At 62.9% G+C, this 9,985-nt stretch carries 9 protein-coding genes and 2 pseudogenes; 8 read left to right on the forward strand and 3 right to left on the reverse strand.

The features are described 5' to 3' along the window. The 3 genes from IEX97_RS12345 to pdhA all read right to left on the reverse strand — a co-directional run. A partial coding sequence (locus tag IEX97_RS12345; protein WP_229776890.1) for a biotin/lipoyl-containing protein occupies positions 1–426 on the reverse strand: 426 nt, incomplete at its 3' end. An 18-nt stretch (positions 427–444) separates the two neighbouring features. After that, positions 445–1,425: an alpha-ketoacid dehydrogenase subunit beta gene (locus IEX97_RS12350; RefSeq protein ID WP_188883412.1), complete on the reverse strand. Its 981-nt coding sequence runs from the start codon at positions 1,423–1,425 to the stop codon at positions 445–447. Between the two features lie 3 nt (positions 1,426–1,428). Continuing rightward, positions 1,429–2,505 carry a pyruvate dehydrogenase (acetyl-transferring) E1 component subunit alpha gene (gene pdhA, locus IEX97_RS12355; RefSeq protein ID WP_188883413.1) on the reverse strand — a complete coding sequence of 359 codons (1,077 nt, stop codon included), beginning with the start codon at positions 2,503–2,505 and terminating at the stop codon, positions 1,429–1,431. A 275-nt stretch (positions 2,506–2,780) separates the two neighbouring features. On the opposite strand from pdhA, the gene IEX97_RS12360 reads away from it, so the two are divergent. From IEX97_RS12360 to IEX97_RS12395, 8 genes and pseudogenes are all read left to right on the forward strand, one after another. Then, positions 2,781–3,530, forward strand: a complete 750-nt coding sequence (locus IEX97_RS12360) for an alpha/beta hydrolase (RefSeq protein ID WP_229776891.1) — start codon at positions 2,781–2,783, stop codon at positions 3,528–3,530. 341 nt (positions 3,531–3,871) lie between these two features. Next, positions 3,872–5,770: a PrkA family serine protein kinase gene (locus tag IEX97_RS12365; protein ID WP_188883414.1), complete on the forward strand. Its 1,899-nt coding sequence runs from the start codon at positions 3,872–3,874 to the stop codon at positions 5,768–5,770. Positions 5,771–5,810: 40 nt separating this feature from the next. Further along, positions 5,811–6,986 (forward strand): sporulation protein YhbH, encoded by a 1,176-nt coding sequence (gene yhbH, locus IEX97_RS12370; protein WP_188883416.1) that lies wholly within the window; start codon positions 5,811–5,813, stop codon positions 6,984–6,986. After that, complete coding sequence (locus IEX97_RS13625; RefSeq protein WP_229776892.1) at positions 6,983–8,572, forward strand: SpoVR family protein; 1,590 nt, start codon at positions 6,983–6,985, stop codon at positions 8,570–8,572. The genes yhbH and IEX97_RS13625 overlap by 4 nt, the downstream gene beginning before the upstream one ends. 275 nt (positions 8,573–8,847) lie before the next feature. Then, on the forward strand, positions 8,848–8,982 hold the full coding sequence (locus IEX97_RS13930) for a hypothetical protein (protein WP_268238349.1): 135 nt from the start codon (positions 8,848–8,850) through the stop codon (positions 8,980–8,982). Further along, positions 8,983–9,291: a hypothetical protein gene (locus IEX97_RS12385; protein WP_188883417.1), complete on the forward strand. Its 309-nt coding sequence runs from the start codon at positions 8,983–8,985 to the stop codon at positions 9,289–9,291. Positions 9,292–9,366: 75 nt separating this feature from the next. After that, positions 9,367–9,504, forward strand: a pseudogene (locus IEX97_RS12390) (AbrB/MazE/SpoVT family DNA-binding domain-containing protein); the annotation flags it as partial. 84 nt (positions 9,505–9,588) lie between these two features. Beyond that, positions 9,589–9,741 (forward strand): annotated as a pseudogene (locus IEX97_RS12395) (transposase domain-containing protein); the annotation flags it as partial. Between the last annotated feature and the right edge of the window lie 244 nt (positions 9,742–9,985).

Raw genomic sequence — 9,985 nt, forward strand, 5'->3', positions numbered from 1 at the left:
TTCCGATCTGCCTGTCCCGGCCGTGGCGCTCGCCGCAGCCGTCCCTGACGCGGCCGCCCCTCCCGCCGCCGGCGTCGCGACGCGTTCGCGCGCCACTTGATCGGTGACTTGTTCCAGCCCCGCGCCTGCCACAGCCGCCGTCTTCACATCCTGCTCGGGTGCGCTGGCCGCGACGTTGCCTTCGCCCGCCACTTCGAAGACGATGAGCACGTCGCCCACCACGCAGGTGGTGCCTGCCGGGACTTTGATCTCGACGACCTTGCCCTCCACCGGGCTCGGCAGCTCCACCAACGCCTTGTCGTTCTCCACCTCGGCGAGGACGTCGTCCTCTTTCACCATGTCGCCGGGCTGGACCAGCCACTTTTCAATCCGCCCTTCATGCAGTCCTTCGCCCAACTCCGGCAGGCGAAACTCGTACAATCCCATGCCCTCCACCTCCGAGCCTCACAGGTTCATGGCCTTTTCCAAGCCGCGGATGACGCGCTGCGGGCTGGGGATCCAGTCGTCTTCCGCCATCGCGAACGGATACACGGTGTCCGGCGGCGTGATGCGCAGCACAGGCCCCTCCAGGTGATAAATCGCATGTTCGTTGATCTGGGCGATGATCTCCGCCGCCGCACCCGCCGACCGCTGCGCCTCCTGCACCACCACGGCGCGGTGCGTCTTCTTGATGGACTTGACGATGGTCTCGATGTCGAGCGGGCTGATGGTCCGAAGGTCAATCACCTCCGCCTGCAGGCCGGAGGTCTTCGCCCACTCGTCGGCCGCGCGCAGGGCGGTGTGCACCATGGCGCCGTACGCAATCACGGTGATGTCCTTGCCTTCGCGCACCACGTTGGCGACACCGAGCGGGATGGTGTACGCGTCTTCCGGGACCTCCTGGCGGAACGACCGGTACAGCTTCATGTGCTCCAGGAAGAAGACCGGGTCGTTGTCGCGGATGGAGGTGATGAGCAGTCCCTTGGCGTCGTACGGGGTGGAAGGGATGACCACCTTGATGCCCGGCGTCTGCAGCAGCAGACCCTCCAGGCTGTCGGCGTGGAGCTCCGGAGTCTTTACGCCGCCGCCAAACGGCGCCCGGAAGGTGATGGGGCAGTGGTAGCGGCCGCCGGAGCGGTAGCGCATGCGCGCCGCTTGGCTCGCGATCTCGTCAAACGCCTCAAACACAAACCCGAAGAACTGAATCTCCGGCACCGGCCGGAAGCCTTGAATGGCGAGTCCCACCGCCAAGCCGGCGATGCCCGACTCTGCCAGCGGGGTGTCGAATACGCGCTGCTCGCCGTATTTGGCCTGCAAGCCTTCGGTGGCGCGGAACACGCCGCCGTTTTTTCCGACATCTTCCCCGAATACGAGCACTTTATCGTCGCGCGCCAGCTCCAGGTCCAGCGCGTGGTTGATGGCTTGAATCATCGTCATCTGCGCCATGCGTCAATTGCCCTCCTCGGCCGCGAATTCTTCCCGCTGGCGCAGCAGGTCCGCGGGCAACTGCTCGAACATGCTGTCGATGAGGCTGGTGACGGTCATGCGCGGCGTGGCTTCAGCTTGTTTGAGCGCCTCGTTGACCGCGTTCTTCGCTTCTTCGATGACCGCGTTCTCGTCCTCTTCCGTCCACAGGCCTTTGCGCTGCAGGAACAGGCGGAAGCGGACCAACGGGTCCTTCTGCTCCCACTCGTGCTCCAGTTCTTTGGTGCGGTAGCGGGTCGGGTCGTCGCCGCTCATGGAGTGCGGGCCGAAGCGGAACGTCAAGCACTCGATGAGGCTCGGGCCGCCGCCGCTCCGGGCGCGATCGACCGCTTCCTTCGTCGCGGCATAGACCGCGAGGACGTCGTTCCCGTCGACCTGGATGCCGGGGATGCCGGCCGCCACGGCCTTTTGCGCCAGCGTCTCCGCCGCCGTCTGCAGACGCACGGGCACGGAGATGGCGAACTGGTTGTTCTGGACGATGAACACCGCCGGTACGTGGAATGCGCCCGCGAAGTTGATGCCTTCGTAGAAGTCGCCTTGCGACGTGCCTCCGTCGCCTGTGTACGTGACCGCGACCCGTTTTTCTCCTTTTAACTTAAAGGCGAGCGCCACGCCGGCGCATTGGACGTACTGGGCGCCGATGATGATCTGGGGCATGAGGACGTTGACGCCTTCCGGGATCTGGCCGCCGTGCTGATGGCCTTTGGAATACAGGAACGCCTGGTACATGGGCATCCCGTGCCAGACCGCCTGCGGGATGTCCCGGTAACCGGGCAGGATGAAGTCTTCGCGCGCGGTGGCGAATTCGCTGCCAATCATCGACGCCTCCTGGCCGGAGACGGGGGCGTAAAAGCCGAGACGGCCCTGGCGGGCGAGGCGGATGGCCCGCTGGTCCCAGATGCGCGTGAACACCATGCGGCGCATCAACTCGCGGAGTTGTTCGTCGCGGAGGTCCGGCATCCGATCCGGATTGACGACGTTTCCTTCCGTGTCCAAAACCTGCAGGTACGGTACCGGCTTGGACCCTAATGCCGTACTCATGAATGCGTTCACCTCTTCGCATCAGTCCGGACAAAGGAAGCTTCGGCTGAGGCCGACGAGCGGACTGGACTGGACTCGACCTCCCGCCCGGGGCGGGCAGGGCGTAGAGCGCGGGCGCCGCCCATGGCGCGCAAAGGATTGATACAGGTCCATATCATAATATAATACACGGCTGAACGTGTCGAGGAAGGTACCGAAAGCAACGGATATCTTCTGTTATATAATATCGGAACGAACGTGTATAACAGGTAACATGGACAGGAGGCGACGGCGCGATGGACAACATGCCGCCAGCGGGCGTCCGCCCGCGCCGCATCATCGAGACGCACACCCTATACAGTGTCCATTTGCAGGAGGATCGAACCATCAAGGTGTTCCTGCCGCCCGGATACCCGCAGGCCGCACCGTACGCCGTGTTGTATTGTCACGACGGCAACGAGTTCTTCACGCACGGACGGATTGCGACCATCGCCACGGAACGGATGCAGGCGGGAGCCCTGCAGCCGCTCGTCATCGTGGGGATGGCGGTGAACTTGGCGCGGCGGACCGACGATTACGCCGTCGACGGGGTTCGCCACGAGGCGTACGTCCGCTTCGTGGCCGAGGAGTGCCGGCCGTGGGTGGAGACGCGCTACGCCGTCCGGCGCGATCCCGCCGGTCGCTTCATGGCGGGGGTCTCGCTCGGCGCCTTGGCGTCGGTCAGCATTCACGCGCGCCACCCGGACCTGTGGCGCAAGCTCCTCCTCTTTTCGGGGGCGTTCACGCCGGATGCGGTGAGGTGGCTGGAACGGATGCCGTCGTTCTCGGAGATGGCGGCATACATGGTGGTGGGCGACGAAGAGACACGGGTGGAGACGCAGAGCGGCGTGTTCGATTTTTATCACGGACACTTCCTCGCCCGCGACCTGTTTTTGTCCCATGGCGCCGACATCGACGCACGCGTGGCCCCGGGCAAGCACGTCTGGGGCTTTTGGCAACGGCAGTTGCCGGAGGCGCTCGACTGGCTGGATCGGCACCGGGGCTGAGTCCGGTGCCGAACTCGGCGAGCACCGGGACGGAGTCCGTTACGCGTGCGGGGTCTGTTGCCGTGCGGAGCCGGGCCGGAAGCGGGTCCGGCGCCGGGACATCCCGCGGCTCGTGCGCATAGCGTGGTGATACGCACGCGCTGTCGTGCCGCTGATCGGCCGCATGAGTCGTTTGAATGTTCAATCTTTACCTGCAGAGACTGGCGGTATGTGGTCAAGGTGAACGCGAATATAGTTCATGTAAACAGCCATGCCTGGTGTCTCCGGGCGGGCGCGGCGACGCGGCAGCGGACGAGGCGATGTGCAGGCGGGCCCAGGCCCGGGATGAAGGAGGATGACCTATGGGCTTTCTCGAGCGTCTCCATCAATATCGGGCCGAAGAAGAAGCCCTCCGTTGGGAGGGCACCTTTGTCGACTATCTCGAGATTGTTCGGCAGAATCCTGGGGTCGCCAAGACAGCGCACGCGCGCATCTACGATATGATTGCGGCCGCCGGGATTGACATCGATGAAGACGGCCGGCGCCATTACCGTTTTTTTGAAAAGGAACTGTTCGGACTGGACGCCACCTTGGAGCGTCTGGTCGAGGAATACTTTCATGCCGCGGCACGCCGGCTGGACGTGCGTAAGCGCATCCTGCTCTTGATGGGGCCGGTGAGCGGCGGCAAATCGACCATCGTCACGCTGCTCAAGCGCGGCTTGGAGCAATACACGCGCACGCCCGAGGGTGCGCTGTACGCCATCAAGGGTTGTCCGATGCACGAAGAGCCGCTGCACCTCATTCCCCCGGAACTGCGGGACGAATTTGAGGCGGAGTACGGGGTGAAAATCGAAGGCAACCTTTGCCCGCAGTGCCGGTTGCGCTTGGAGACCGAATTTGGCGGCGACATCGAGCGGGTCCCGGTCGAGCGGATCGTCCTTTCCGAAGAACTGCGCATCGGGATTGGCACGTTCAGTCCTTCGGACCCGAAGTCGCAGGACATCGCGGATCTCACGGGCAGCATCGACTTTTCGACCATCACCGAGTACGGAAGCGAGTCGGACCCGCGCGCCTACCGGTTCGACGGCGAACTGAACAAGGCGAACCGCGGCATCATGGAGTTCCAGGAGATGCTCAAGTGCGATGAAAAATTTTTGTGGCACCTGCTCAGTCTCACGCAGGAAGGCAACTTCAAAGCAGGCCGGTTCGCGCTCATTTCGGCGGACGAAATGATCATCGCGCACACCAACGAGGCGGAGTACCGTGCGTTTGTCGCCAACAAGAAAAATGAAGCGCTGCAGTCGCGGATGATCGTCATGCCCATCCCTTACAACCTGCGCGTCGACGACGAGGTGAAGATCTACGAGAAGCTGGTCCGCCAGAGCGATCTCAAGGGCATCCACATCGCGCCGCATGCGCTGAAGGTGGCCGCCATCTTCTCGGTGTTGACGCGGCTCAAAGAGTCGAAGAAGCAGGGGGTCGACCTGCTGAAAAAACTCTACCTCTACAATGGCCAGACGGTGGAAGGGTTGAAGGAGACGGACGTCAAGGAGCTCAAGCAGGAGTTTCCGGACGAAGGCATGACCGGCCTCGATCCGCGGTATGTCATCAACCGCATCTCGACGGCGCTCATCCGCAGCGACACCACGTGCATCAACGCCTTGGACGTGCTGCGGGCCATCAAGGACGGTTTGGATCAACACGCGTCCATCACGAAGGAGGACCGGGAGCGGCTGCTCAACTTCGTGGCCATCGCGCGCAAGGAGTACGACGAGATGGCGAAGACCGAAGTGCAGAAGGCGTTTGTGTACTCCTTTGAGGAATCGGCCAAAACCTTGCTCGACAACTACCTGGACAACGTCGAGGCGTACTGCAACTGGCAAAAGGTACGCGATCCCATCACCGGCGAAGAGCTCGACCCGGACGAGAAGCTGATGCGTTCCATTGAAGAACAGATTGGGGTCTCGGAGAACGCCAAGCGCGCGTTCCGCGAGGAGATCCTCATCCGCATCTCGAGCTACGCCCGGCGGGGCAAGCGGTTTGAATACAACTCGCACGAGCGTCTGCGCGAGGCGATTGAAAAGAAGCTGTTCGCCGATCTCAAGGACATCGTCAAGATCACGACCTCCACGAAAACGCCCGATGAACAGCAGCTGAAGAAGCTCAACGAGGTCACCGCCCGCCTCATCGATGAACACGGCTACTGCCCTGTCTGTGCGAACGAGTTGTTGCGCTACGTGGGGAGTCTGCTCAACCGCTGACCCGGCCCGGGCCGGGGCGGACGCGCAGGAGGGGAGAAGGATGGCGCGTGTCGGATTTACGCTGGAGAAGGAGGACTGGTCCCTGCACCGCAAGGGGCAACAGGACCAGGAACGCCACCGCGAAAAGGTCAAGGAGGCCATCAAGCAGAACTTAAGCGACCTCATCAGCGAAGAGAGCATCATCCTGAGCAACGGCCGGCAGATTGTGAAGGTCCCCATCCGGTCCCTGGAGGAGTACCGCATCCGCTACAACCACAGCAAATCCCGCCAGGCCGGCAGCGGCGACGGGGACACCCAGGTGGGGGACGTGATCGCGCAGGGGAGGCCGGATGCGGGGCAGCCCGGCCAGGGCCAAGGGGCGGGCGATGCGCCGGGCATCGACTACGACGAAGCGGAGGTGTCGCTCGAAGACATCGAGAGCCTGCTGTTCGAGGAACTTGAGCTGCCGAACCTGGCGCCGAAAACGCCGGAGCAGGTGACGGCGGAGGACGCAGATTTCCGGGATGTGCGCAAGAAGGGTCTGGCGGGCAACATCGACAAGCGGCGGACGTTGCTCGCGGCCATCCGCCGGCAGCAGCGGGAAGCGGGTACGGGCGGCGGAACGGAGGGCCGGCTGCGCATTCTTCCGGACGACCTGCGCTACAAGACGTGGGAGGAGATCGAGCGTCCGGAGTCGAGCGCCGTCGTGATCGCGATGATGGATACGAGCGGATCGATGGGGCTGTTCGAGAAGTACTGCGCCCGCACGTTCTTCTTCTGGATGACGCGGTTTTTGCGCACCAAGTACGAGACGGTGCAGATCCGCTACATCGCGCACCACACCGAGGCGCACGAGGTGAGCGAGGAGCACTTCTTCACCAAGGGGGAGAGCGGGGGCACCATCTGCTCCTCAGCGTATGAGTACGCGCTGCGGCTGGTGGAAAAGGAGTACCCGCCGTCCCGTTACAACCTGTATCCCATCCACTTTTCGGACGGCGACAACCTGACGTCCGACAACGAGCGGTGCGTGCGCCTGGTGCAGCAGCTGTGCGACATCTCGCAGATGTTCGGGTATGCGGAGGTCAACCAGTACAACCGCGCCAGCACCCTGATGTCGGCGTACAGCAAGATCACGCATCCGCACTTTCGCACGTTCGTCATCCGCGAGAAGGCGGACGTCCATGCGGCGCTGCGGGCGTTCTTCTCCCAGCGCCAAGGCGGGGTGAGGCCGGCATGAACCCGCGCGAGATGGCGGAACTCGAACGCAGCATCGAGCAGATGATGGACATCGCGGAGCGAAACGGGCTTGACTTCTACCCGATGCGGTTTGAAGTCTGCCCGTCCGACGTCCTGTACACGTTTGGCGCGTACGGGATGCCGACGCGGTTCAGCCATTGGTCGTTTGGGAAGCAGTACCATCGCCTGAAAATGGAATACGACCTGGGTCTCAGCCGGATCTACGAGTTGGTCATCAACTCGAACCCGTGCTACGCCTTTCTGCTCGACGGCAACACGCTGATCCAGAACAAGACGGTGTGCGCCCACGTCCTCGGTCACGCCGACTTCTTTAAAAACAACGCCCATTTCGCCGGCACGGCGCGCGACATGATGGAGCGGATGGCGGCGAACGCCGAGCGCATCCGCCGTTACGAGTTGGAGTACGGCCGCGCGCGGGTGGAGAAGCTGCTCGACGCGGGGTTGGCGTTGCAGGAGCACGTGGACGCGTCGCGCCACGGCCAGATGGGGCGCCGGTGGCGGGAGAGGCGGCAGCGGGCGGGCGATCGCGCCTTGGCGGACGACCGACCCGCGCGGCGGAGCGGGCCGTACGACGACCTGTGGGCGCTCGACGGCCGTGCGGCGGGGGATGCGGTTGGCCAGGCGGTGGGCGGTGGCGCGGCGGTTGGCGGTGCGGCAGGTGGCGCGGCAGGAGGAAATGTGGCGGCCGGGGGAATTTCGGCGGCGAGCACTGTGGCGGGCGGCAAGGAGGCTGAGCGCGGGGTACGGCTGGATCGCGGCGGAGATGAGCGGTGGATGGGGCAGAAGAAGCCGCCGTATCCGGAGAAGGACCTGATGCTGTTTCTCATCGAGCACAGCCATGTCCTGGAGGAGTGGGAGCGGGACGTGCTGTCGGTGCTGCGGGAAGAGATGCTCTACTTCTGGCCGCAGCTGGAGACCAAGATCATGAACGAAGGCTGGGCGACGTACTGGCACCTGCGGATCATGCGCGAGCTCGACCTCACGGAGGCCGAGGCCGTCGAGTTCGCGAAGATGCACGCGGGGGTGGTCTTGCCGTCGCGGATGAGCATCAATCCGTACCACCTGGGGTTGGCCATCTGGGAGCACATCGAGAAGCGGTGGAACGAGCCGACCAAGGAGGAGCGCGAGCGGTACGGACGCCAGCCGGGGCAGGGGCGGGCGAAGATGTTCGAGGTGCGGGAGACGGAGTCGGACGTCTCGTTCCTGCGCAACTATTTGACGAAAGAGCTGATTGAAGAGCTCGACCTGTACCTGTACCAAAAGGTGGGCAACGAGTGGCGGGTGGTGGAGACCGACTGGGAGAAGGTGCGGGACCACCTCGTGGCCTCCCGGGTGAACGGCGGCATCCCGGTGCTGTACGTGGAAGACGGGGACCACAACAAAAGCGGCGAGCTCTACATCCGCCACGCGTACGAAGGGGTGGAGCTGGACCTCAAGCACCTGGAGAAGGTGCTCCCGTACCTGGTGCAACTGTGGGGGAAACCGTGCCACCTGCAGACGGTGGTGGAGGGGCGGGACGTGGTGTTCACGTGCGACGGGAAGCGGACACAGCGGAGGTTCTTGTGAGGCGGGCAGCATATGGACACCCGATGACGGAGGCAGACCATATGACGTTGTACACCCCTCCTTTTCCAGCGAAGGAGGGGTTTTCATATGCCGTCTGCAGGCACGGGACGTTCGGCACGGCATGGCAAGCGAAGTTCTGAACGTCACTTCGCGAAGACCAAACGCCGACGAAGGCGGCGTACTACCAGCGCACCGCGGAGGACGCGCCAATTGGGCGGTGCTGCACGGACTTCTATCCGCGGCCGAAGCGGGAGAAGCCCGCGGCGGAACGGTACGTGCGGATTGACGCGGACATGGTGTACATTCCGCCGTACACGGCGCTGGCGCTGTTCGAGGCGGACGGGGCGGAGAAGGACTGGTTGAAGGAACTCCGACAGGAAATCTTCAACAAGGGCCTGGAGGTGGATTAAATGTACGTCATCCTTGACGATGCGCCGGCGGTGTATTACCACGTCATGGATTCCAAAGATGCCGATGGATGTTTGGAAGTATTCGCGGAAACAAAGGACCGCAGGCTCATTCGCAGAACCTTGATTGAATTGGGGAGAACGTATCAAGTAGCCCCGCTCAACCCTCGCAAGAAGAAACACTGCGGGCGCGTTTGCAAAGTGCGCGCGTTCGACGAGGATTTCATGCCACGTTTCGCCGTTGTCCAGTTTATGGACAATGGCCGGATCGGGAAAGTGGACCTTGAGGATTTGGCGGATGCGGCCAAATAACCGTTGGCGTCGGGCGTCGTGCGAGTTGGCAGTTAAGCATCATCTTTTGGCAAGACTCGTGGAGGCGAGGATACCATGAGGTCGACAGGCGTGGTGCGGAAACTGGACGAGTTGGGCCGGATCGTGCTGCCGATGGAGTTGCGGCGGACGATGGGGATTGAGAAAGGCGACGGCCTGGAGATATTCGTGGACGGGGAGTACATCATCCTCAAGTTTGACAGTTAGACCCCTGGGTCGAGGGTACGAACCGCGCTACGGCGCGGTTTTTTCGTCATTCTGGGTCACTTTCATGCCGAAAAGACGGCGAAGGAGAACGGTCTGAACTCGTTCGCATATCTGCAGCATCTGTTTGAGCGGCTGCCGAACACAGACCTGGACAGCCCGGACGCGTTGGATGTCCTGCTGCCATGGTCAGCGAGCCTGCCGGAAGCGATTCGAAAGGCGCTGTGAATAAGTTGTCAGACTGACGTCCTCACCCGGGCGATTTTACGCTTACTGAAGGGCTACCATACCGTGACGGTGGAAACGGTGGAAGAGACGCAGGTGCTCAAGCGTCCGACATGTGGGGTGAGCGTCAAATAGCGCACACCTGGCGTCAGTCCGTCTTCTGCGAGATGATCCCCTCCAGAATCCAGTCATGGAGGGATCACCGTGACAAAGGCCGAGTTGGAAGCACTTCGTAAGCTTTGGCGTG

The organism is Paenalicyclobacillus cellulosilyticus (genome assembly GCF_014647315.1).
Lineage (GTDB): Bacteria > Bacillota > Bacilli > Alicyclobacillales > Alicyclobacillaceae > Alicyclobacillus_J > Alicyclobacillus_J cellulosilyticus.